Genomic DNA, 24,182 nt, shown 5'->3' on the forward strand with positions numbered 1-24,182 from the left:
ACTCCACGAAGGAAAACGCCCCCCATGAGCCAAACCGAGATTCCTAGCTCCGCGGCCAACATCACTCGGGCCAACTGGTCGGAGATCACTCCCCAGCACTTGTACGACAAGTGCATGGCACTGGCTCGCAATCTCTGGTGGAGCTGGCACCCCGAAGTCGTGAACTTGTTCCGCGACCTCGATCCGGTCCGCTGGCGGCAGATCGACCACAACCCGATCGCGCTCCTCGCCGAGATGACGCCCGACCAAGTCGCCGAGCGCGCCTCGGAGATGGTGCTCTACACCCGCATCAACCAGGCCCATCGCCGGTTGAAGGAGTACATGGCGAACACCCGCACCACCTGGGGCGCCCGCGAAGCCGGCGTCCTCGGCGCGATGCCCGTCGCCTACTTCTCCGCCGAGTTCGGCATCCACGAATCGGTGCCGATCTACAGCGGCGGCCTCGGCGTCCTCTCGGGCGACCACATCAAAAGCGCGAGCGGCCTCGGCGTACCGCTCATCGCCATCGGCCTGTTCTACGATCAAGGCTACTTCAAGCAACACCTCAACGACGAAGGTTGGCAGAACGAAGAATATCTCGACACCAAGGTCGAGAATCTGCCAATGGAGCCCGCCCGCGATCCCAACGGCAAGGCGATCACCGTCGAAATCGAAACGACGCACGGCAAGCTGCTCGCCAAGGTCTGGCTGATGCACGTCGGCCGCGTGCCGCTGTACCTGCTCGACTGCGACGTCGAAGGCAACAGCCAGGAAGATCGCCGCCTCACCTCGCGGCTCTATGGCGGCGACGTCCGCACCCGCATCCGTCAGGAACTAGTGCTCGGCGTCGGCGGCGTTAAAGCCCTCCGCGCCCTCGGCATCAAGCCGGGCGTTTACCACCTCAACGAAGGCCACAGCGGTTTCGCGCCGCTGGAAGTCATTCGCGAGCGGATGCAAGACGACGGCATGTCGTTCGACGAAGCCCTTCGCGAAGTCGCCGCCCACACCGTCTTCACCACCCACACGCCGGTGCCGGCCGGTCACGACCGCTTCGACGGCGGCATGATCGAAGAGCACTTGGGCCCGCTCCGCCAGAAGCTCGGCATCTCGTACGAGCAGCTGATGGGCCTCGGCCGCGTCGAACCGCAGAACGAGGGCGAATCGTTCTGCATGACCGTCATCGGTCTGAAGCTCTCCCGCCGCGCGAACGCCGTGAGCTCGCTCCACGGCCATGTTTCGCGTCGCATGTGGGCTCACCTTTGGCCGTGGCGCGTCGAAGAAGAAATCCCGATCGGCCACATCACCAACGGCGTCCACATCCCGACGTGGCTCGCCTACCCGATGGTGCAGCTCTACGACAAGTACCTCGGCACCGAGTGGCACACCCGCATGGGCGAGCCAGACATCTGGCAGAAGATCTACGCCGTCGATCCGGGCGAGCTCTGGGAAACGCACAACGCGCTGAAGAGCCGCTTGCTCGAATTCGTCCGCCGTCGCGTCAGCCGTCAATCGCGCCGCCGCAACGAAGATCCGGCGATCATCGAAGCCGCTCGCACCGTGCTCGACCCGAACGCGTTGACGATCGGCTTCGCTCGCCGCTTCGCCACCTACAAGCGGGCCGACTTGTTCCTGCGGAACCTCGAGATGATGTCCGACCTGCTCGACGATCCGAACCGCCCCGTGCAGTTCGTCTTCGCCGGCAAGGCCCATCCCGCCGACGAGCCGGGCAAGAAGCTGATCCAGAAGATCGCCAACCTGCGGCACGATCCACGGTTCGCTGGTCGCGTCGTTTTCATCGAAGACTACGACATCAACGTCGCCCGTCACATGGTGCAAGGCGTCGACGTCTGGCTCAACAACCCGCGGCGTCCGCTGGAAGCCTCGGGCACGAGCGGTCAGAAGGCTGTGCTCAACGGTGGCCTCAACATGTCGATTCTCGACGGTTGGTGGGCGGAAGCCTACAACGGCATGAACGGCTTCTCGATCGGCAGCAACGTCGCCCACACCGACGTCGAGAAGAACGACGCCCGCGACGGCGAAGACTTGGTCCGCGTGCTGGCCGAAGAGGTGATCCCGTTGTTCTACCTCCGCGACGCCGACGGCCTGCCGCACGAGTGGATCGCCCGGATGACCAACTCGATCGCGACGCTCGCCGCCCGCTTCAGCGCCCACCGCATGGTGACCGACTACGTCCAAAAGGCGTACCTCGTCGCCGCCGGCGGCGTGAGCAGCGACATGAGCGTCCGCTAACCGCGATATAATCCTTCTGGTCCCCTCCCCTTGATGGGTAGGGATAGGGAGGGGTGATTGAAGCGTGTACCAGGCTTCTCCCCCCTCCCCAGCCCTCCCCTCAAGGGGGAGGGAGCCAGAGAGATTCAGACAACACTAGCCGGAAGGCCACCGCCTTCCGGCTAGTTGTCGTATTTGACAACCGCGCAGCGCCATGCCCGCCATCATCCGCTCCCCCGACGACGCAGCCCTCGCCGAGCTCTGCCGTGAACTCGCCGCCCGCGCCGAACGTCTCGACGCCTCCGGCGATTGGCCCGCCGAGCAGCTGCAACTGTTCGCCGACTACGGCGTCTACGAGTGGTTCGCCGGCCCCGAGTGGGGCGGCCAAGCGTGGGACCAAGAGTCGATCCTCCGCGGCTACCTCGCCCTCAGCGGCGCCTGCCTGACGACGACGTTCATCCAAACGCAACGCGACGGCGCCTGCCGACGGATCGAATCGTCGACGAACGACGAGCTCAAGCAGCGGCTGTTGCCCGGCCTCACCAGCGGCGAGCTCTTCGCCACGGTCGGCATCTCGCATCTCACGACCAGCAGTCGCCACATTGCCAAGCCGGTGCTGCAAGCCCGCCGCGTCGCCGGCGGCTTCCGCCTCGACGGTTTTAGCCCGTGGGTCACCGGCGCCAACCACGCCGACTACGTCGTCCTCGGCGCCACGCTGATGGACGGCAACGAAACGACGAGCGAGCAACTCCTCGCCGCCGTGCCGCGGACGCTCCCCGGCGTCAGCACGCCGTCGCCGGCTCAACTGGTGAGCCTCTCGGCCAGCCACACCGGCCAGTTCAAACTGGACAACGTCTTCGTCAGCGAGGAATGGCTCATCGCCGGCCCCGTCGAAAACGTGATGTCCTCCGGCAGCGGCGCCGGCACGGGCGGCCTCGGCACGTCGACACTCGCGCTCGGCCTCGCCAAAGCAGCGATCGATTTCATCTCCGCCGAAGCGAGCAAGCGGCCCGAGCTGTTGCCCCCGCGCGACGGGCTGCTCCGTGAGTACGAGGAACTCGAAGCGGCTCTCTTCGCCGCCGTCCGCCAGGAACCGACCTGCACGAACGACGAACTCCGCGGCGGCGCTAACAGCATCGTCATGCGGGCCACCCAAGCCGCGCTCGTCGCCGCCAAGGGCGCCGGCTTCGTCGTCGGCCACCCCGCCGGCCGCTGGTGCCGCGAAGCCCTCTTCTTCCTCGTCTGGAGCTGCCCCCAGCCGGTCGTCTCCGCCCACCTCTGCGAACTCGCCGGCATCCTCGACTGAAAACCTGAATGACGAAATCCGAATGACGAATGACGGACGCAAGCGTATTTCATTCGTCATTCGGATTTCGTCATTCGTCATTCACGGCGCCCCTTAGTGCCTTCCAGCCTTCGTGGTTAGAATTCCTAGATGAACCCCACCGATCCCATCGTCGTCTGGCACCAACAAGCCGTCTCCCGCGCTGACCGCGAACAGCAAAACGGCCATCGCGGCTGCGTCGTCTGGTTCACTGGCCTCAGCGGTTGCGGCAAAAGCACCGTCGCCAACGTCGTCGACCACAAGCTCTACGAGCGCGGCGTCCGCACCTACTTGCTCGACGGCGACAACGTCCGCCACGGCCTCAACGCGACGCCCGCGATGCTAGCGGAGCGCTACGGCGACGAATTCGGCAAGCGCTTCGGCCTCGGCTTCGGCCAGCAAGATCGCGAAGAAAACATCCGTCGCGTCGGCGCCGTGTCCCAGCTCATGTGCGACGCCGGCCTGGTAACGCTCACCGCGTTCGTCAGCCCGTACCGCGCCGATCGCGACGCCGTTCGGGCAATTCTGGCGCCGGGCGACTTCATCGAGATCTTCGTCGACGCCCCGCTCGAAGTCTGCGAAGCCCGCGATCCGAAGGGGCTCTATAAAAAGGCCCGCGCCGGGCAGATCAAAGACTTCACGGGCATCGACGCTCCGTACGAACCGCCGGTCGAGCCGCAACTCGTGCTCAAGTCGGCCGAGTTCAGCCCCGAGGCCCTCGCGGAAGAAGTCCTCCGCTACCTCACCGAAGCCGGCAAGCTGAACATTGCGTAAGGTTCTGTGGGAGGCTTCTCCGACGCTGATTCCGCTCACAAACTCACGCGACGAGCCATAACAGCCACCGGCTCCGCCGGTGGACGCAGCTGGGTAAACGCCCCACTGCTAACTCGTCCATCGGCCAAGCCGTTGGCTTGGATGAAATGCCGCATTTCATCAATGCAAGCATTCTCAAAACGTCCGAACTTCTGTTGACCTCGCGCACCCGCCCCGGATAGATTGATCCGGCGGGCGACGGCTGCTTCCAAGATGATCCCGCCTTAGTTCCCACCTGCCGGTCGCCCTTCTGCTGGATTTAGCTGGTTTCTGCAATCTGCGGCGCAAGGATGCGTCATCCGCGCGGCATGCAGGACTAGTTCTCTGCCATCAAGCGTTGGAACGAACAGAGTGAGTCGGCCCCAGACGTTGAACGCGTCTGCGCGATCGCAAGGAGGTTCTGTCGATGATCAAAATCAGCGATCGTAGTGCGAATCGCATCGCCAGCGATGAACTGCTAACGCGCAAAGCGGCGCTCCGCGACGACGAATCCCGCGTCGCGGCCACCCTGAGCACCACGATCGGCGACGCCGAAGCGACGGGCCCCTCGATGAAACGCCGCACGAAGCCCCGCCTTACCGTTCGCCCGCCGGCCGAATCGCAACTCGACGCCGTCGCCGCCGAAATCGCCGACGTCGTCGAATCCCAGCTCACCGGCCGCATTCGGGACCTCTCGGTCAGCGTCGAGGAGGGCCAGTTCGTCCTTCGCGGCATTTCGCGCTCGTACCATGTGAAGCAAATCGCCCAACACCTGGCGATGGCCGCGATGGATACGATTCTCTTGGGCCGGCTGGTGAACGAAATCGAAGTTCACTCAGTCCGCTAGTCTCCGCGGCCCGAGCAAACCGCCCAAGCCGCCTCTTCAGGCTTCCCCGCCAACACTTCGGACTGGTCGCTTCAGCGACCAGTCCAGCCCCGCCGAGCGACTCCGCGCCTCCCCGACTCGCCCCCTCGCATTAATCCACAAATAAGCTTGCTTTTGGCCGCGCGCTCGCCTACACTGAACACCCGACCACCATTCGCTCTTTGGCAACCTGCCGCCAGCTCAGCGTCCGGCCCCACAAGCCGCCGGCGCCATTTCACGCTGCGCCAACAATCAAGCGAGCCTCGCTCTTAGAACGCGGCCATCGCCGCTGATGTCGCTTTTTAATGTCGCCTCAAATGCGACATTAAAAAGCGACACGAAGCCGCAACTCGCTGACATCAAGCGACTTAGAACAAGTCCTTAATGTCGCCTAAAATGCGATTCGGGCCGCTGGAGCCAATGCGACATCTAGCCGTCGCCGCCCAGCCCGCCGTCCGCGCCGTCACCGGCATCCTCGTCGAACATCGCGTTGTTCTCCGCCCGCGCCCGCTCCACGAGCGGCAAGATCACCGCCGCCAGCTCCGCCTCGCCTCGCAGGAAGTTCAGCTCCACCCCCACCGCCCGCAGCGGCACGCCGCCGATGCTCGGCACCCGCAGCTTCACCAAATCCTTCCGCGTGCAGACGATGAACCGCGCGTTCGCCTCGCGGGCCAGCTGCGCTAGTTCCTCGACGTCCTCGCGGGTGAAGTCGTGGTGATCGGGAAACTCCCGCCACCGCTCGACGCGACAACCGAGCCCTTCGAGCGTGTGCCGGAAACCCGCCGGATTGCCGATCCCGCAGCAGGCCACTACCGGCTGATCCCGCACCGTTTCCAGCGGCGAAGTCCCGCCATTCGAATCGAGCAGCGCCGCCGGCCGATGCTCCACTTCGGCCCACGCCGCCGTCGGGGCAAGCTGCGCCACCCGCGCCCGCACCTGCTCCCGCGCCGCCGGCGGAATCATGTCGGCCCGGCTCAACACCACCCCCTGCGCCCGCCGCAGCCCCGTCACCGGCTCCCGCAGCGTTCCCCGCGGCAACAGCCGATCGAACCCAAACGGTTCGGTCGCATCGAGCAGCACGAGGTCGAGATCTCGCTCCAATCGCCGATGTTGAAACCCATCGTCGAGCAGCAGCAACTGGGCCGCGAGCTCGTCGATCGCGATCTCCGCCGACGCCGCGCGATCGGGGTTCTGCAAATGCGGCACATCGGGAAGCGACAGTTCCAGCTCGAGGGCTTCGTCGTTCAGCCCCCCCTGCTCCGCCCCATAGCCGCGGCTGAGGATCGCCACCCGCACCTCTTGCTCCCGCAGGTGCCGCGCCAGCCACTCGACCATCGGCGTCTTCCCCGTCCCGCCGACGGTGAGATTCCCTACGCTGATCACCGGCACGCTCGGCCGATGGGTTTCCTTCGAACCGCGATCGTACCCGCGGTTGCGGGCCCGAATCGCCCAGCCATAGGGGACGCTCGCTGCCCCAAACGCCAACCGCACCGCCGCCGCCGCCACCCCGCGACGCCGCCCGCTAATCAAATCACGAAATGTCGAAGGCGAAATCATCAATGCAGCTACTTGTTCCGAGCTTTCAGCGAACCGTGACTACTAAAAGACTAACCGCCAAGGACGCTAAGGACGCCAAGGGGAAGACGGGCTAACCACAACGGCACGGCGAGCACGACGTAAGAATTGAAATGACGAAGGCGTACATCTCCAACTCCGTCCTTCTCCAGCTTATTCCTTCGTCGTGTCCGTCGTGCCGTCGTGGTTCAACTAACTTCCCCGCATTTCCTTGGCGTCCATGGCGTCCTTGGCGGTTCAAATTGACGGCAATCTCGCGATTCTCCGGAATTTCAGCCCCAACCACTAGGCCGGATGGACCTTTTCTCCCCCAGGTGCGTCTCAACTTCGGGGGGCCGCTCCTATAATGAAACTCAACGCCCCGCTTGGCCACCAATGCCCGCCGTGGGATTGCCCAGGTTTATGTCGACGATCGCTCCGCCGCCGCTGCCGCCGAACCCCGCCCTCGCCAACAGCGAAGGGTATATCGACGAGCAGATCCGCCGCACCCGTCGGGCGCTCAAGCTCCTCGACCTCGGCGCTGGCCTTCTCACGCTCACCATCGGCCTGCTCGCATTCGTCCTCGTCGGCGCCCTGCTCGACCACTGGATCATCCCCGGCGGCCTCAACGTCGCCGGCCGCGCGACGCTGTTCGCCCTGATGCTCGCCGGCCTCGCCTGGTACGGCTGGCGGCAGTTCATTCCGCTGCTCAAGCCAATCAACCCCGTCTACGCCGCGCAGACGATCGAGCAAAACGCCCCGTCGCTCAAGAACAGCCTGCTGAACTTGCTGCTGTTCCGCAGCCACCGCAACGACCTCTCGGCCCGCGTCTACCACGCCCTCGAACAGCAAACGGCCGCCAAGCTCTCGAAAGCCTCGCTTGAGGCTTCGATCGACCGCTCGGCCCTACTGCGGCTCGGCTACGCATTGCTCGCGGTCATCACCGTCTGCGCGCTCTACGCCCTCCTCTCGCCGAAAAGCCTCGGCCTCTCGACCGTGCGCGTCCTCGCGCCATGGTCCGACGTGACGCCTCCGAGCCGCGTGCAGATTCTCGACGTGAAGCCGGGCAGCATCTCGGTGGCCCGCGGCGAGCGCGTTGAAATCTCCGCGCAGATCGACGGCCTGAGCGGCAACGAACCGGTGCGGCTCCGCTACTCGACCGCCGACGAGCAAACTGTCGACGAATCGATCCGCATGGAGCGTCCCTCGCCCGAAGCCCGCCGCTTCACGGGATTCTTGCCGCGCGGCACCGACTCGGGCGTGATGCAAGACCTCACCTACTGGCTCGAAGCCGGCGACGCCCGCACCGAGAAGTTCACGCTCTCGGTTTTCGAACGGCCGACGATCGTCGTCCAGAAGATCCACTACGACTACCCGCGCTACACGGGCTTGCCGCCGAAGGAAGCGGTGCAAAACGGCGACGTCAAAGGCCTCGACGGAACCGAGGTGACGATCGACGCTCTCGCGAGCCAGCCGATCAAAACGGCCTCAGTGGATTTTGAGGCCGACGGCACGAACGATCTGACGATGACGTTCAACGGCGACCGCGCGACGGCCAAGTTCAAGCTCGGCTTCCGCGGCAACAGCCCAACGCCGCTCCACCCCAAGTACGCCCTCCGTTTCACGACCGCCGACGGCCGCACGAATGCCGACCCGACGGTCCACTCGATCGAAGTCACTCGCGACTTGGGGCCGGAAATTTCGATCACCGATCCTGAAGAGAAGGAGCAAGTCGCACGCGTGAGCGATCTGCTGACCATCGGCGTCGAGGCTCGCGACCCTGATTACGGCCTGAAGCGAGTCGCCATCATTGGCAAGGCGAACGACAAGCCCGAGCAGCCGCTGTTCGAGATGCTGGACAAGATTCACACCGGCCGCTTCGGCGCCATCAAGACCTACACGCCGGGCGAGCTTGGCCTCAAGCCGGGCGACCTCCTGGAGTACTGGGCCGTTGCGGAAGATTCGCGGCCCGAAGCGAACACGGCGTTCACCGATCACCACCGCTTGAAGATCATCGGCCCCGACAAGCCGCAGGCAGGTCAGCAGCCGCCCAAGAATGGCGGCCAGCAACAGCCCGACAACAAGCAAGGGGGCGAGAACGGCGAGCAAGGGGGCCAAGGCGGGGGCGGCGGCCAAGGGGGCGAAAGCGGCGGCGACGGCGAAGCTCAGGCTGGCGAAGGTGGTTCCAGCGGCGGGCAAGGCGAATCAGGCGAGTCGCAAGGCGAAAAGCAAGAAGGCCAAGGGGGCGCCGGCGGCGGGGCCGGCGAGAACGAATCAGGCGAATCGCAAGAGTCGTCCGACAAAGCGGGCGAGAACGGCGGCGGCGGTTCCGGCGGCGAGGGCGAGCAATCGTCGGAGAACCAATCGTCGCAAGGCAACTCGCAAGGAAGCAATAGCGGCCAGTCAGGCGGCAAAGAGCAACAATCGTCGAACGGCGAATCGAAGCCAGGCGAAAACGGCGAGCAAGGCGAAGCGGGCGGCGAACAGTCGAAGGTCGCTTCCGGCGGCGAGGACGACGGCACCGCCTTCCAACGCATGGCCGAGCACATGGGCGAGCAAGAAGGCGCCGGCGAAGGGAAGCCGAACCCATCGCAGCAAGGCCAAGGCCAGCAAACCGAACAGGCCCAAGCAGGCGAAAGCGCCGGCGAGCAAGGCGAGCAGAACGACACGCCGCAACAAGGCGCCGAGAGCGCCCAACGAACCAACGGCCAAGGGGGCCAGCAGCAAAAGCCTCAAGCCGGCGCCGCTGGCAAACAGCAAGAGGGCGCCACGGCCGACGAAGCGCAAGACGCCGCCAATCAAACGAACCAAGGCGAGCAAAACGGCGAGTCGCCCGAGCAATCGTCGACCGGTGCTGCGCAGGGGAGCCAAAAGGGTTCCAACCAAAAACCGCAAGCCGACGGCGCGCAGCCTCAAGGCCCCAACGAGAAGGCGACTGGCACGGAGCAAAAGACGAACGGTGCGGGCGACAACCCTAGCAAGCGCGAAGGCGCCAACACGCCGCAAGAAGCAAAGCCGGGCGACGGCAATCCGGAAGATCAAAAAGCGGGCCAAGAGCCCGGGTCCGACAGCGAGATGAATCGCAACAACGGCAACTCGGGGTCGGGCCACAGCGCCGGCGAAAAAGAAGGCGCCCCCGGCAACGACCAATCGATGCGTCAGGGCCGCGACAAGCAAGACGAAGACAACCGCCCCGGCCAGGACGATAACGAACCGCCGTCGGGTTCAGGAGACAAAAAGGAAAGCAATTCAAAGGGCGGCCAGAGCGGCGAGCAATCGGGCGGCGGCCAACAAGGCGCCGGTCAAAAAGCCGACGCCGCCGGCAAGGGAGGCGCGGGTCAACACGAAGCCGCCGACCAAGGCGCCGGCAAAGCCGAAGAGCAAGGCGAAGGCGAGACCGGCACGAACGGCGGCAACCAACAACAGGCCGACGGCAAGACGGGCCAATCAAGCGGCGATCAACCCGGCAACGGCAGTGAGCAAGGCGAGACCGGCGAGAACCAACCGAGCGAGGGAGCTCAGCAACCTGGCGAGCAAGGCGGGCAATCGCCATCAGCCAGCGGACAGCAAAATTCCGGCGAGACTGGCGAGCAGCAGCCGCAACCGAACGAACAGCCGAGCGGCGACCAACCCGAAGGTAGCCAGCAGCCTGGCGGACAATCGGGCGGCGGCGGGCAGCAGTCTTCCAACGAATCGAAATCCGAAGGCGAAAAGCCGGGCGATCCCGCCGACAAACAACAGCCGAACAACTCAAAGGGAACTGGCGGCTCGCAACCGATCGGCGGCGGCACCGGCTCGAACGCCATGAGCTCGCCCTCGACCGAGAGCGGCCAACTCGGCGCCGACGATCCGAACCTTGCCTACGCCAAGAAGCAGACTGACTTGGTGCTCGAACGACTCGACGAACAACTCGCCAAGAAGCAAGTCGATCAAACGCTGCTGAAGAAACTCGGTTGGACCGAGGATGAGTTGCAACGCTTCGTCGACCGCTGGAAGAGCCTCAAGGCCAGCGCCGCCGGCGAAGGCGAAGCAGCCACCGAGGCGAAGCAAGAACTGGACGACACGCTCCGCAATCTACTGCCGCGCAGCAACGGCCCGCTAAAATTCCGCGGCCAAGCAAAGGCTGACGACTTGCGTGCGAACGACGCGACGCGCGTCAAACCGCCGTCGGAATACGCCGACCGCGTCCGCGAGTACACGAAGGGAATTTCGTCTCAACGCAAGGATTGATTCGCAGCGCGCTGCCTACCGTCGCGTCGCGCATGAAAAACCCCCGGCATAAAGTGCCGGGGGCTAATTTCAAACCGCGCGAAAACTCAAGACCGCGCCCGCTTATTCGCCGGCGTCCCCCCAACGGCCCCGCCTGAACGCCCCGACTTCGGCTCATCGGGATCATCGTCCCGCGCATCAAACAGATCGCTCGAGCCGCTCGCCATCTCGTCTTCAAGCTCCGAGATGTTCGGATCGCCGTTGCCGTCGTTGCTCCCCGCCAGCCCGCCATGCGCTCCGCCGCCGCCAGGCGTGCCAGCCGCATGCTGATCGCTCCGCGAACGACGACGATCACGATCGGTTTCTAAGTCGCTGAACGGCGCATCGAGATCGCGGCCACGAAACTCATTCATCTCACCCTCAGGCGCGAGCGTATCGCTCGGCGAGCGCGGCCGCCCCACGTTGTAGTTCGCCGCGGCGCCGCTGCCGGCCTCGTCGGCGCACTTCACGCAGTACCGCACATAGGGAATCGCTTCGAGCCGTTCCTTCGCGATCGATCGGCTGCAATGCTCGCACTGGCCGTAGCCATCGGCGTCGCCGTTGATTCGCACGAGCGCCGCGCGAACTTCATTCACCAGATACTCCTCATTCTCAAGGAGCGTCGTGTTCATATCAAAGAGGAACTCATCGGTTCCGCGATCGCCGAGATGGAACGGCGCGTTCGATAGCTCTTGGTTTGCATCGCCCCCGACGGAGGTGCGCGTTTGGTTGTTAATCGAATCGGCGTCGGGCCGCATCCGCTCAAGCAAAGCTTCGAGCGCCCGACGGTAACGATCTTTCTCAATGGACTTCATGGCATGAACCTCGTGGCAACGACTGGCGGCCGCGACGGCCGTCGATTCCGGAAAGTTCGGTTGCAAACCCTATGCCGTGACGCCGCTGCTGCACGCCAGCAACGGTCGCGCTTTTGTGGCGTCGCATCCCATCTGTTACGCTGGAATAGTGCGTCATCCCCCTTCGCTTGGCTCGCGAGCGTTGGCCGCGGGCGATGCGTTGCCAGCCAAGCCGCTGGCTAGTTGCGCGCCCGCCTGCTTCATTTATTATCACCACTCCTCCGCCGTTGGTTAGTATGCAGCCCGTGGTTCCTCGGTATCTCGTCGCCTTTCACCCCAAGCGCGTCTCGCACCACTTCGTCGACGTGCTCGTCATCGGCGGCGGCATTGCGGGGCTGCGGGCGACGATGGGGATCGATCCGCGGCTTTCCACGCTCGTGGTGACCAAAGACAAGCTGCAGGAATCGAACAGCGCCTACGCGCAAGGCGGCATCGCTGGCGTGCTGGGGGCAGATGACAAATTCGAAAACCACGTCGAGGACACGCTCGTCGCCGGCGCCGGCTTGTGCGATCGCGAAGTGGTCGAGATGGTCGTTCGCGAGGCGCCCGAACATATCCGCCAGCTCATTGAGTGGGGCACCTCGTTCGACAAGCTCGAAGGCGAACTGCTGCTCGGCCGCGAGGGGGGCCACAGCCACAACCGCATCGTCCACGCCCTCGGCGACGCCACCGGGCAAGAGATCATGCGGGCGATGATCGCGCGGGCTCGCGACGTGCTCCGCGCCCAGTTTTGGCAGAACACCTTTACCATCGATCTCCTCACCAGTGACGACCGCTGCCGCGGCGCGCTCGTTTGGAACGAGCGGCATGGCAAGACGTTCGTCTGGGCGAAGCAGACGATCCTCGCCACCGGCGGCGCGGGGCAGATCTTCCGCGAAACGACCAATCCGCCCGTCGCGACCGGCGACGGCCACGCCGCCGCGTACCGCGCGGGCGCCGAACTCGCCGACATGGAGTTCATGCAGTTCCACCCGACGGTGCTCTACATCGCCGGCAGCAGCCGCAGCCTCATCAGCGAAGCGGTCCGCGGCGAGGGCGCCATTCTCGTGAACGTGCTCGGCCACCGGTTCATGCCCGACTACGACCCCCGCGCCGAACTCGCCCCGCGCGACGTCGTCAGCCAGGCGATCGCCGACCAAATGGAGAAGACGAAGCATTCGTGCGTCTATCTCGATCTCAGCCACCTCGACGCCGAAACGATGCGGGCCCGCTTCCCGGGGATCGCGCAGCGTTGCCGCGAGTTCGGCCTCGACATCGCGGTTGATCGCATCCCCGTCCGCCCCGGCGCCCACTACATGATCGGCGGCGTGAAGGTCGACCACGACGGCCGGACAACGCTCGACGGCCTCTTCGCCGCCGGCGAAGTCACCAGCAGCGGCCTGCATGGCGCCAATCGGCTCGCGTCGAACAGCTTACTCGAAGGCCTCGTGTTCGGGGCCCGCGCGGGCGATGCGGCCTCCGCAGCGGCGCTTGAAATGCCCGACTCGTTCGAGGCGATTTCGCTGGAGAACCCGCCGATTGCGCACGCCACCGAGCACCTCGATCTGCAAGACGTTCGCAACGCGCTGAAGAGCCTCGTCTGGCGCGCCGCCGGCGTCCGCCGTGACGGCGAAGGGCTGCGCAGCGCCGCGAAGTCGATCGAACAGTGGCAGCGGTTTGCCCTCGCGCAGCAGTTCTCCGATCCAGCGGGCTGGGAGCTGCAAAACATGCTCACCGTCGCCCGCGTGCTCATCGGGGCGGCGCTACGGCGTGAAGAATCACGCGGTGTGCATTTGCGAAGCGATTTTCCGGAACAGGACGACGTTCACTGGAAGGTGCGACTAGGCGATCGACGAGTTGTGTGATCGCGTTGGCTCAAGCAACCTCACGTGGTCGCTAGGCGAATATCGCCGCCACTTGCACTTCGAGGTCTGGGCATGCAAGCGGCGCTACGTAATCTCCCAAGCCGAACGTCTGCTCAAATTCGTAGCCGGCCGCCGCTGGTTGTCTGAAGACCTGTAACTTCTTCTCAGTCAGATCCACAATCCAGTATTCCTGAATGCCCGCCTGAGCGTAAATCTCTCGCTTCACATGGCGGTCTCGCTTCAACGAGCTTGCCGCGCATTCGACGATGAGCTTCACATCCATCGCCGTCGGTAACGCGCGGCTGTACCCCTCCGGCTTCCGCTGGAGCAAAGCAAAGTCCGGATCGAAGACGTGACCTTCGGTCAGGACAAGCGTCCCTTGCGATTGCAGCTTAAACCTGTCGATAACTTTCGTGAAAATCTCGTTCAGCTCGACAACGGAACTATTGTGATCGGGTCCGGCAGGCGCCATCGGAGTGATTACCCCTCCAATAAGTTCCACCTTTTGCGACGAGTCGAAAATCCCAGCACTGATCATCTGAAGATACTGCTCTGTCCTCAGCGGAGCGACCGGCAGTTTGATGACGCCCACTCCTGGCGGGCCAACGTGCGTGGAATAAGCGCTGCTCATAGCTCGCATTTTAGAGTGAATCGACAACCGTCACAAACTGAGCTTTCCCCGCCCTGCTCCCCCAGCAACCGACAAATTCTACCCCGCAGCCGAACCTTGCCCCTCAGTCGGGCGTAGCCCCTGGTCTATGCTGGCACACAGTGAAATATGCCTCATTTTAGGCACCATTTCACGGTAAAAAGCCAGCTTGGCAATAAACTGGGCAATAAAAGCTGGCCTATGCTTCCAGAAACACCAGTTTTGACGGGTGAATCATGGGCCGACGCAAGGGCACGCATAACAACGGGTACTTCTACCGCACCGGCCGCGGATGGCATGCCGTGGTGGATGGCAAGTTCGTACCGTTGGAGTATGAGAACGGCGACCGCATGAGGGACCGGAAGGCCTCCACCGCTGAACTTAAAGCAGCCCACAAACGTGCCCTGGATCGCAAGCCGGAGGACATGATCAAGCCGGACCGGGTCACCGTCTTGGAGGTCTGCAAGGCATACCTTGAGCAGGTGAAATCCGAGGGAGCTGAAGGCACCTACAACAATCGCTCGCGCACGCTGTTCGATTTCTGCTTTGGCCTCCCGTCACGGTTCCTTGGTGACGACAGGCCGAAAGCCAAGACGAGCGACTACATCCACGACGGCTACGGCAAGCTGGCGGTGACATCGCTAAAGAAGTTCCACTTGAACAAGTGGCTGCAAGCGCACCCGAATTGGAAAGGGGCCAAACGATCTTACATCCAGGCGGTACTACGCGCGTTCAACTTCGCGGTCGAATCCGGGATGATCGAGGCGAACCCGGTCAAGGGCTACAAAATCCCCAAGCAAAACGCCCGGGTCACCTACATCACGCCGGAGCAGGAAAAAGCACTCTGCGACGCTGCCAATCCCTCCCTGAGAATGGCCCTACAGGTCTGTATCCGCACGGGGGCGCGTCCAGGTTGCGAATTTGCCAAACTAACGGCCGCGCACGTCGATGATCAGGGCGACCGCATGACTTGGACGTTTAAGCCAGAGGAAAGCAAAACCAAGTCACTGCGAGTGATTCGCATCACCGATCCCGAGACGTTGAAGATTGTTCGCGAGCAAATGCGAAAACACCCGACAGGGCCAATTTTCCGTTGCGAGTCAGGCGACCCATGGCGCAGGGACAATCTCGCCGATCAATTTCGATACTGGAAAAAGAAGCTCAGCACAGACAAGATCGTCAAAGGCGAAGTGGTGCGGAAGGCGATTACCTTCGACAAGGATGCCGTCATGTACAGTTGCCGGCACACCTACGCGAAGCGGGTCCTCCAAGGCTACTGGAGCGGCAAGGCGACCAATATCGAGACGCTCGCCAAGCTGATGGGGAACACGCCCCAGATTTGCCGCGACCACTACCTGCAATGGTGCGACCACTACAGCGAACCTCTCTGGGACAACGCCTAGCGCTTGAACCGGCTCGGATCGAATCCCGGAACGGTCGACGTTGGCGGCGGCACGCGACGTTGAGACGGCGACCGCTTCACACCGGTCGGATTGTTCGCCTGCAAGTATTCGTCGAGCCATTCGCGTCGGAACTTAATCGGCCCGTTCCCATTCTGAACGAAGCGAATCTGCCCGGCCTTCACGACTTTGCGTAGGCCCGCCGGCTTGTAACCAAGCAACTCCGCGGCCGTTGCCAAGTCGATCAGCGCATCAGGTTCGGATTTTTCAGAAATCGCCGCGATGCAATGGGCGACGTAGCACTTGGCGGCATTCACGTCCACGTCTGGCACCGGGGCGCGGACCAATTCGCCGTGCCCTGCCCTGGCCATCAGACTTGAGACCTCGCCGACGATGGCGGCCGCGCGGTGGCCCTGCCACTGGCCGAGCGGGTCAGCTTCATAGATGGCGTCGAGTTCAGTCAGGTACTTGGTGAGGGTCATGGTACGAGCCCCAACTCGACGGCGAGCATCACGGTAGCGACCGCCGCGAGCGTCTTTGTATGTTTGTAGGTGAGCCGGTCGACCGTCAGCGACTTCGGCGGATTCCCAGCCTTCGTTTTGGCTTCAATATGCCGCACATGGGGGTGGCGAAGGATCGTGCGGTAGTGCTTCGCCACAACGGCCTTGAACGACAAGTTTTTGCGTCTCGCCTCGTCTCGAAAGAGCCGGCGGACCTTCGCGACAACGGGTGCAATCGGGACTTCGACCATAAGACCTCAGAGAAGAGTAGAAACGAAAAAAGGCAACGCTTTGAAGCGTTGCCTATAGCTCAAGGCTACACGCGCTGCGGCCGGGTGCTGGCAAATTCGACCGAGAAATTCCCGTATCAATCGGTTAACGGTGGCCTACGACTCATGCAAGCGTCACAATTAACGACTGCTGGCATCGGCAGGAATTTGGTCCAGTGTGTTGCATTTCTTCAACGCATGCGTTTACAATCCCGACCGGAGGCTCGAATGGTACGAATACTATTGGCTGTTTTTATCGGACTTGTGGCAGTGCCGTGCGGGGCTGAAGAGATTCCGCTCAAGAGCATTTGGTCCTGGGGATTACCCGATACGCAGCTCGTGACGGACATCGACCCCGTCGTTGTCGAGGAAGTGAAGAAAGTCCCCATCCGGAATGCAATGACTCCTCTGGTTGTCGCCGCCGGACTCGGAGACAAATCTCTCACTTACAAATTTGTAGGTGCGATGAAAGCACTCGACGGAAAGCCCGGCTTTGCCGTCCCTGGTCACGCGACTGAGGCATTGCGGAATGCTGCCAATACGCCTCTGGATGCGATACCTGACACGCTCCCGGCGGGTAATGTGACGTTGGTGTTCAGTTCTCCGCGAACGGCAGACAAGCTAAGCATCCAGAAAGTGGTACGGACTGGCAATAAAATCGAGATTCAATACGGCCTTGCATCGCGAGGCGGTCATTTTGTCGACAGCGACTACTTCGCACTGATCCCGCTAGGTGAACTCCGCCCCGGTAAGTATGACGTTGCGATTTCTACGGAGCAGAAGCCCCGCCGCTCAGCTCAGCACATATCGAAGCCGTTCTCATTTACAGTGGAGTAAATCGATGAAATACATTCTGCTGGTCCTGCTGTTACCAACTGCCGCGTTCGGCAGCGAACTCTCTATCGGCCCCATCGGCATCAATTCCGCGGGGCTGCGAGGTCCTGGTAACGAACCGCTCAATGGGGCCGGCGTGAAGATTGGACTAACAGAATTTCTTCGCCCTGCCGACCCAGACGTTGATAGTGCATCAGGTCTTCCCAATAGTACCGTCAACCCCACCCAAGTCACTCTTCAAAGGGCAGCGCCCACCCCAGGCGATATTGGTCCTCTTCCTATCCCGCCCAACTTTGACATTTACAGTCATTCGACCTATGTCGCCAGTGTGATGATTGGCACCAACGGCGGAGTTTCACAAGGCGCGGAACTATACGCGGACGGATTTATCACTGATGACTACGATGACCAGTTACTATCGCAACAATTCATCGCCAGAGTTGGATTAGGAACTGAGCATCCGATGCGAGTGATTAACGCAAGCTGGGGAAATGACGTTGAACAACCCAGCGCGACCCAGCTGTCGAACGGCTTCGATTGGATTGCTTCAAGGTACGATGTTCTCAATGTCATGGCGCTAAATGATGAGGAAGCTCCCGACGCTGATGTTCCGGGTACAAGCTTGAACGGAATTACAGTCGCCGCCTCTCAGAGAGTTGATGGCACTGGAGACTACAGGCAGCAGGTGAATGGGGATGTTGACTACAACCTTGAAGTAAATGAAGTCGAGCTAATCGCTCCCGGCGTCGGGATTCAGGTCTTCGGACTCAACAACATGTCAAGCAGTCGCGATGGCAGTAGCTATGCAGCCCCGCATGTCGTTGGCACTACTGCGCTGTTGCATCAATACGCGAATTTGGAACTCGCACGCCCAGGGACTACTTGGGATAGCACCGCCGCGCATCGACACGAAGTGATGAAAGCTGTGCTATTGAACTCGGCAGACAAGCTCGCTGGCGTCAACGGATCGACTCGTACCGTTGTCGACTTTGCAGGTTTTTCGTGGGAGGATTCGATAGCAAAAGACGACCCTCAAACCCCTCTAGACCCGTATTTCGGCGCAGGTCACTTGAATGCTAAGCGGGCGGTGCAACAGTTCAGCGCGGGGCAGCAGAGTGCGTCGATCGCGCCACTGGGATGGGCGTACAATGAGACGGCCGGGTTGGGTACTTTTCACACATACACCTTCAGCGAAACACTATCAGGCGACGTGTCCATAACGCTGGCCTGGGACGCATTTGTCGACAAGGCCGGCCCTAGCGAGTCGATTTATGGCACGGGCGACATTTTCTTTGGGGCAATGACCGATAATCTTGAACTCTACCTCCTGCCAGTTGGGTGGACATCGTTGGCGCAGGCAGTGGGTGAGTCCTCCAGCCCCGTTTCAAACGTCGAACACATCTTCGTTCAAGACATTCCTAGCGGCGACTACGAAATCCTCGTCCATCAAGTCGACGGGAACGATCGAAAGTACGGACTGGCTTGGTGGTTTGGAGACGGCCCCGTCGATGTTCCAGGCGACTTTGATAAGGATGGCGACGTTGACCAGGATGATTTAGGCGAGTGGAAGTCTGGCTTCGGCACAACCTACGACGGGGCCGACTTCCTTGACTGGCAGCGGAACTACGGGACCACGTCCGTTGCCAGCGTACCGGAGCCGTCCACGCTAATACTCAGCGTGCTAGGCCTCGCTGCTCTTTGCCGGCGACGGTCCTCTAACAGCATGGCTAGCTAGCGTGTCAGGCTAGGCCGGATAAATATGACTTACTTATCCACAATTGATTAAAAAACCGCGATTTTCGTCTGGATAGGGCTGCAAGTGGCGTGCCAAAAAGGTCCCCGCTTCAGTCCCAAAATTTGACCCAGCCGTCCATTATTCCCCGGCTCGGCCCGTCGCTCGCCGCTTTCCTCAGAACTTAAGCGAGGATACACGGTCCAGGTCCACACCTAGACCTTGCAAGTAGATACTTGTCGTCGCGATGCGAGCATGCCCTAGCTGGCGGCTGACCAGGGATACATCCTTGGTTTCATCGAACACCTGACAGGCATGGCCGTGCCTGAAGGCATGAGCATGCGTCTCCACGCCGGCACGCTCACCGAGCGTCTTCAAGAGCCGTCTGACGTGGCTAGTGGCCAAGCGCTCGCCCGTTCTGGTAGCGAAGATGAAGTCATCGCCGCTAGCGCCACGCTTGGCCAGCCATAGCTCCCAATGCCCGTAGCTGGTCGCTAGCGCGATCGTACGGGACTTCCGCCCCTTACCGCAGCGAACCGTCAGCCGGTCGCTTTCCACGTCGCTTGCTCGCAGGTCGAGGGCTTCAGCACACCGCAGCCCGCTGTGGAAGAGCAGGTCGAGCAACGCCCGATCTCGCACCGCCGTGGGCTTAGTGGCTCGAATCAGGGCCTTCACTTCGTTCGGGGTGATTGTCTTCATTGTTACGGGTCCGATCAAAGTAGTAACAAAATGTCCGGTTATTCAAGCATATACGCGCCGGTTCCGAGTCGACGCCGGAAAGCGTAACAAAAAAGGAGATTTGATTGGCCAATATTAACGGTTCTGCGCCCTCGCACAGAGTCTGGGAATTCCGCTCGGAGTCCGCCACCTGGATCGCGTGGTCATCCGGCTACGATCCGCCGCAACCTGCCGCCGGCTCCGCGGCCGCGATCGCGATGGCAGACCTGAAGGTCTGCCACGAGTTGGCCCCGTCGAGCATGCTCGACCGGACCGCGGCAATTGCCCTCGCCCGGCTGCTGCGGGCCATTCGACGCGGTGAGGGCTTGGAGGTCCTCGCCGGCAGGGCGTACGCGGGCGCGGGTCCACACCCGCGGGCGTGCTTGGGGTTCCGATCGATCCGGGCGGCGGCGGCGGCGACGGGTTTGAGTCGCCGCCAAATATGCCGATTGTGCGGATTCCCCGGTTACAGCGGTCGAAATGGCCGCAAAATCGGACCAGACTGCCAAAATGGCACGCCCTGAACAAAATCGTCAACCGCGCGAGGCAGAGTGCGCACATTGTGAATTTCTTCACACTCTCGCCGCGTCAAATGTACTATTTGGGTCTTTTTTTAGATTTAGATGCCGCTAGAACGGCATCCCGAGCGTATTACATATAGCCAAAATAGAGACTTTTCTGACCGGGTCCTATATGTGCTTTTCTCGCCGAAATTTCTGGCCACTGCGGCGTCCCGTGCGAATTACCAGTATCGCCTCACCCTGGAGAACCACGTTGCTGACCTCTACCGACCCACTCACACTGCTACGATCCGTCGCCGCCTGTCCGTGCAAGGCTAACAAGAGGGCGTTGCTGCGATCAATCGAGTCCAATTGGCTACCAGCAACTGCCAGCCGTTTCCGCGTCAAGGCGGCGTCGCCTCTGAGTGTGGAGGAACTGGTCCAGGCCTCAATGGTCGATGTTTATCGAGCCGTCTATAGACTCCTGGGGAAGCCCTACGCGAAGCCCGCTCATTTCAGGGCTGATATCGGCCAGATCGCCATTAAGGCGATGACGCGAGCCGCAGACGACCAGCGACCTAGCGGCATCGGAGTCACCGCCGGCGCTCGTTATCAGCGGCGACGGCGGGGCACGGCGGAGACTCGGTCGAGCGATCCGACGACGGAGAGACTCTCCGCCAACTACTCGCCGCGGAGACTGTCGCGAGGCCGGACGGACGCGGAGCATGATTTTCTCGACTGGTTCTGGGTGGCGGTCGACGATCAAGTCGCCGACTGGCTGGAATGGGAGGCTATCCTCCTCATAGCCGCCGAACCGGCATTCGGCGTCGGCGAATGGGGGAGGCCGAACGTCGCCGCGGTCGCTCGATATCTGGGCGTCGAGCCCGCTTTTCTCCGCGAGCGACTGAAAAGACTCGGCCAGCGGGTCGCGGCGGCATGCGACAACCCAGTACGCAAAAAAATCTTGGAAAAGTTGCTGGATTTCTGACCACTTTTCGGGGAAGTGTCAGAAGGACATAGGTAGGAGAAGGTCTGTCTCCACTCATCGCGACGCCGCTTGAATTGGCCGACTTGATCCCACCCGATGTTGGTCGCTCAACGGCCAATAAGGACGTACATCGCCGATTAACGCGGCGAAAACAACACATGCGCACATAAGACACATCCAGACAACCCTGCGCTGAAAAACGACGTTTTTACCCGTAGGACCCTCTGCATGTGCGTCATGTGCGCATGTGTCGTTTACGACGCGGCAACAACTCAAACTGGCACTCAGGTAGCTCCCGAGTCGCCTCCTACCTGCCATCGTGCATCGCACCCGCGGTGGCAGGTCTTTTCTACTTCTCCTGGGTGCGATGAGGTGCGTTTTGTCAGAGATACTTGATCCCTGCGTGGCCGTTGAAGCCTCGCAGGCGCGGGAGATTCTCCCGCTGCTGCCGCCCGAGTCGGCTAGCGTCTACTCGACATGGCGGTCAGTCGCCGCCGGCCTTAAGGGCATCGGCGACCCGACCTTATACAAAGACTTCTACGACTGGTCGCGGCAGGCGGCCAACTTCGGCGGCTGCCGCGAACTTTGGGACGGTCTCACCGGCACCGGCCTCGCCGGCCTCCTGAAGGTCGCCGAACAGTTCGGCGTCCGTCCGCAGAGCACAGGTCGCAAACCCTGTCTCCGCCTGACTCCCGAGCTGGATACCGTCATTCCCGCTTTGGAGGCGATCGCAGCCAAAGCTGACGGGGTCTACCAGCGTGGCGGTCTTGTCGCTCTAAGTCGGGACGTTGACCCGCCGGCCAACTCAATCGTCGCGAGCACGTCGACTAAAACAATCACGCTACGCTCGCAGGCGTTGCCGGAGCGGCTCGCGCAAATCGCCAACTTCGAGAAGTGGTCTGCGCAAAAAAGGGACTGGATACGATGTTCGGTCAGCCAAGACTTGGCGAATCAACTCGTCGCGCGCGGCTACTGGCCGAACGTCCCGAAGCTCAGCGGCATCGTCCCGTCAGCAGTGCTGCTGCCGGATGGCTCGATCCTCACGACTCCCGGCTACGATAAGGAGTCCGGCCTCTATCTTGACAGCCAAGACAAATACCCGGCGATGCCGTCCGTTGCGGACGCGGTCGACTTGATCAACAGCGTCGTTGTCGACTTCCCATTTGAATCGCCGTGCCATCAAGCGGCATGGGTCGCGATGCTACTGAGTCTGTTCGGTCAGTATGCCTGCGGTGGCAACGCCCCGCTGTTCCTGATCGATGCGAACGTCTGCGGCTGCGGCAAAGGATTGCTGGTAGATGCCGCACTCGGAATCTACGACTCGCATACCGCTGGCAAGGTGGGCGCGCCGACGAACGACGACGAATGGCGCAAACTTATCAGCACGATCGCAGCACAGTCGTGGTCATACGCAGTCTTTGACAATGTCGTAGGCCGCTTCGGCGGGTCTTCCTTCGAGCGCGCGTTGACGACGACTCGTTGGCAGGATCGTCGACTCGGCCTCAACGAGGACATCGACATGCCCCTGCACGTCATTTGGGTCGCGACCGGCAATAACTGCCACCTCGCGTCCAAAGATATGGCGCGCCGCACGGTCCATATCCGCCTTGAGTCGCCGCTAGAAAATCCACAGCTTCGCACGACGTTCGTCCACTCGAACCTGCTCAAGTACGTCCGCGAGAATCGCACGACTTTGGCGATGGCCGCGCTGGCGATCCTCAAAGGTTACGTCGACGCCGGCAAGCCGAATCAACTGCCCGACATCGGCTCATTCGCCGAATGGTCTGGGCTCGTTCGCTCCGCCGTCGTTTGGGCGGGGTGGACCGATCCTTGCGTGTCGAGCGCGCGGCTCATCGAAGACGATGAGGGTACGCAGCTCCTACGCGAGCTGCTCAACGCCTGGCCGGGACCATCCACGTCGGCGGAAGCGGTTAGCTTAGCCGCCGAAGACGCCAAGCTGCGACTAGCAATCGAGTCCGTCACCGGTGGCAGATACAACAGTCAAGCGCTTGGGGTCTTCCTCCGAAGCGTGAAGAAAACAGTCGTCGACGACAAGCGCTTTGTTCCCGCGCCTGGGCGTCGATGGCAAGTGGAGAAAATATGAACAAATACAAACCCCTGACCGACGAACAACATGTCGCTTTCGCGACCATGCTCAGAAAGGCTTGGCAAACCTTAGCAGGCAGCCACCTGCCGCTCGCGCCATTGACCGACGCCAAGCTCCGCCTGCAAGACAAGCTTGTCTTGTTGGCTGGTAAGCTTGCCAACGAGTCCGGCCACCATGTCCTCTACGACATCAGCTTCCCAGTGCCATCACGTCCAGTTTTGACGATCGAAGATCATCGGCAACTCGGCGAAAGCCTCTACTTTGCCCGCAACTCACTCTTCCGGCTTCTGAACTGCTACCCGAAGCAGAACACCATCACCCGGCGATTGAGTTCGCTCATCGACGGTTTTGATCGGCTGCGTTGCAAGCTCGATAGCTACGTCGCCGGCAAATGGCCCGGGGAGTTCGATCCGAGCATTTACTACCCGGCGGCGAGGCTGGCAGCGTGAAAACAGTAGTCATTACCTACCATCCCAGCTCCAACACCTTCGACTTTGTCGCCGATCGTCCTTACCTTCACGCCGACCATTATCACGCCAGACTCTGGCTCCGTGGCGACGGCCTCCCACGCCGCCGCATCCGCGAGCTGTTGCAAATCGCGTTCGTGCTCGGCCATCTCGGCGAAAGTCTAATCATCAAGTAAACGCGAAGATCGCATCCTTCGCGGGCCGCCGTCGCCTAGCTAGACGGCGGCGGCCATTTTGTAAACGCGGGTGTTTGGTCACCCCGCGGGCAGCGCCCCTGAGCATTACCCTCAAGGAACTGGGGCGCTGCTACTTTTCACGTTCGCTCCCTCG

Annotated in this window: 19 protein-coding genes; 13 read left to right on the plus strand and 6 right to left on the minus strand. The window is 62.0% G+C overall.

Annotated features, from left to right (window positions below; genetic code table 11):
- Window positions 1-24 precede the first annotated feature (24 nt).
- From glgP to PLANPX_RS22415, 4 genes are all read left to right on the plus strand, one after another.
- Complete coding sequence (gene glgP / locus PLANPX_RS22400) at window positions 25-2,229, plus strand: alpha-glucan family phosphorylase (RefSeq protein WP_152100880.1); 2,205 nt, start codon at window positions 25-27, stop codon at window positions 2,227-2,229.
- 193 nt (window positions 2,230-2,422) lie between these two features.
- The gene (locus tag PLANPX_RS22405; protein WP_152100881.1) at window positions 2,423-3,514 is read left to right on the plus strand and encodes an acyl-CoA dehydrogenase family protein; all 1,092 of its coding nucleotides are present in this window, start codon (window positions 2,423-2,425) and stop codon (window positions 3,512-3,514) included.
- Window positions 3,515-3,643: 129 nt separating this feature from the next.
- Window positions 3,644-4,306 carry an adenylyl-sulfate kinase gene (gene cysC / locus PLANPX_RS22410; protein ID WP_152100882.1) on the plus strand — a complete coding sequence of 221 codons (663 nt, stop codon included), beginning with the start codon at window positions 3,644-3,646 and terminating at the stop codon, window positions 4,304-4,306.
- A 445-nt stretch (window positions 4,307-4,751) separates the two neighbouring features.
- A complete protein-coding gene (locus tag PLANPX_RS22415; protein ID WP_152100883.1) occupies window positions 4,752-5,171 on the plus strand; it encodes a hypothetical protein in 420 nt (139 codons plus the stop codon).
- Between the two features lie 447 nt (window positions 5,172-5,618).
- Here the strand turns inward: PLANPX_RS22415 and lpxK are convergent, their stop codons facing one another.
- Window positions 5,619-6,746: a tetraacyldisaccharide 4'-kinase gene (gene lpxK / locus PLANPX_RS22420; protein ID WP_152100884.1), complete on the minus strand. Its 1,128-nt coding sequence runs from the start codon at window positions 6,744-6,746 to the stop codon at window positions 5,619-5,621.
- Between the two features lie 420 nt (window positions 6,747-7,166).
- Here lpxK and PLANPX_RS22425 point away from each other — a divergent pair, with 420 nt between their 5' ends.
- Window positions 7,167-10,973 (plus strand): hypothetical protein, encoded by a 3,807-nt coding sequence (locus PLANPX_RS22425; RefSeq protein WP_152100885.1) that lies wholly within the window; start codon window positions 7,167-7,169, stop codon window positions 10,971-10,973.
- Window positions 10,974-11,059: 86 nt separating this feature from the next.
- Here PLANPX_RS22425 and PLANPX_RS22430 read toward each other — a convergent pair whose 3' ends face one another.
- Window positions 11,060-11,806 carry a TraR/DksA family transcriptional regulator gene (locus tag PLANPX_RS22430; RefSeq protein WP_152100886.1) on the minus strand — a complete coding sequence of 249 codons (747 nt, stop codon included), beginning with the start codon at window positions 11,804-11,806 and terminating at the stop codon, window positions 11,060-11,062.
- Between the two features lie 275 nt (window positions 11,807-12,081).
- Between PLANPX_RS22430 and nadB the strand changes: the two genes are divergently transcribed.
- Complete coding sequence (nadB, locus tag PLANPX_RS22435; RefSeq protein WP_152100887.1) at window positions 12,082-13,689, plus strand: L-aspartate oxidase; 1,608 nt, start codon at window positions 12,082-12,084, stop codon at window positions 13,687-13,689.
- A gap of 31 nt (window positions 13,690-13,720) precedes the next feature.
- On the opposite strand, the gene PLANPX_RS22440 is transcribed toward nadB, so the two are convergent.
- Window positions 13,721-14,320 carry a Uma2 family endonuclease gene (locus PLANPX_RS22440; RefSeq protein WP_172992256.1) on the minus strand — a complete coding sequence of 200 codons (600 nt, stop codon included), beginning with the start codon at window positions 14,318-14,320 and terminating at the stop codon, window positions 13,721-13,723.
- Between the two features lie 254 nt (window positions 14,321-14,574).
- Between PLANPX_RS22440 and PLANPX_RS22445 the strand changes: the two genes are divergently transcribed.
- Window positions 14,575-15,741 (plus strand): tyrosine-type recombinase/integrase, encoded by a 1,167-nt coding sequence (locus PLANPX_RS22445; protein WP_152100889.1) that lies wholly within the window; start codon window positions 14,575-14,577, stop codon window positions 15,739-15,741.
- On the opposite strand, the gene PLANPX_RS22450 is transcribed toward PLANPX_RS22445, so the two are convergent.
- Both PLANPX_RS22450 and PLANPX_RS22455 read right to left on the minus strand, forming a co-directional pair.
- The gene (locus PLANPX_RS22450) at window positions 15,738-16,220 is read right to left on the minus strand and encodes a helix-turn-helix domain-containing protein (RefSeq protein WP_152100890.1); all 483 of its coding nucleotides are present in this window, start codon (window positions 16,218-16,220) and stop codon (window positions 15,738-15,740) included. The genes PLANPX_RS22445 and PLANPX_RS22450 overlap by 4 nt on opposite strands.
- Complete coding sequence (locus PLANPX_RS22455; protein ID WP_152100891.1) at window positions 16,217-16,489, minus strand: hypothetical protein; 273 nt, start codon at window positions 16,487-16,489, stop codon at window positions 16,217-16,219. Before PLANPX_RS22455 ends, PLANPX_RS22450 begins: the two co-directional genes overlap by 4 nt.
- Before the next feature lie 246 nt (window positions 16,490-16,735).
- Between PLANPX_RS22455 and PLANPX_RS22460 the strand changes: the two genes are divergently transcribed.
- Both PLANPX_RS22460 and PLANPX_RS22465 read left to right on the plus strand, forming a co-directional pair.
- On the plus strand, window positions 16,736-17,344 hold the full coding sequence (locus PLANPX_RS22460; protein WP_152100892.1) for a hypothetical protein: 609 nt from the start codon (window positions 16,736-16,738) through the stop codon (window positions 17,342-17,344).
- 4 nt (window positions 17,345-17,348) lie between these two features.
- Window positions 17,349-19,076: a S8 family serine peptidase gene (locus tag PLANPX_RS22465; RefSeq protein ID WP_172992257.1), complete on the plus strand. Its 1,728-nt coding sequence runs from the start codon at window positions 17,349-17,351 to the stop codon at window positions 19,074-19,076.
- Window positions 19,077-19,250: 174 nt separating this feature from the next.
- Here PLANPX_RS22465 and PLANPX_RS22470 read toward each other — a convergent pair whose 3' ends face one another.
- On the minus strand, window positions 19,251-19,772 hold the full coding sequence (locus PLANPX_RS22470; RefSeq protein WP_152100894.1) for a tyrosine-type recombinase/integrase: 522 nt from the start codon (window positions 19,770-19,772) through the stop codon (window positions 19,251-19,253).
- A 792-nt stretch (window positions 19,773-20,564) separates the two neighbouring features.
- On the opposite strand from PLANPX_RS22470, the gene PLANPX_RS22475 reads away from it, so the two are divergent.
- The 4 genes from PLANPX_RS22475 to PLANPX_RS22490 all read left to right on the plus strand — a co-directional run bounded on the left by PLANPX_RS22475 (window position 20,565) and on the right by PLANPX_RS22490 (window position 24,028).
- On the plus strand, window positions 20,565-21,278 hold the full coding sequence (locus PLANPX_RS22475) for a hypothetical protein (protein ID WP_152100895.1): 714 nt from the start codon (window positions 20,565-20,567) through the stop codon (window positions 21,276-21,278).
- A 403-nt stretch (window positions 21,279-21,681) separates the two neighbouring features.
- Window positions 21,682-23,382, plus strand: coding sequence for a PriCT-2 domain-containing protein (locus PLANPX_RS22480; protein ID WP_172992258.1), 1,701 nt, complete (start codon window positions 21,682-21,684; stop codon window positions 23,380-23,382).
- Complete coding sequence (locus PLANPX_RS22485) at window positions 23,379-23,834, plus strand: hypothetical protein (protein WP_152100897.1); 456 nt, start codon at window positions 23,379-23,381, stop codon at window positions 23,832-23,834. The genes PLANPX_RS22480 and PLANPX_RS22485 overlap by 4 nt, the downstream gene beginning before the upstream one ends.
- Window positions 23,831-24,028, plus strand: coding sequence for a hypothetical protein (locus PLANPX_RS22490; RefSeq protein ID WP_152100898.1), 198 nt, complete (start codon window positions 23,831-23,833; stop codon window positions 24,026-24,028). The genes PLANPX_RS22485 and PLANPX_RS22490 overlap by 4 nt, the downstream gene beginning before the upstream one ends.
- The last annotated feature ends 154 nt before the right edge of the window (window positions 24,029-24,182 follow it).

It is taken from the genome of Lacipirellula parvula (genome assembly GCF_009177095.1).
Classification (GTDB): domain Bacteria; phylum Planctomycetota; class Planctomycetia; order Pirellulales; family Lacipirellulaceae; genus Lacipirellula; species Lacipirellula parvula.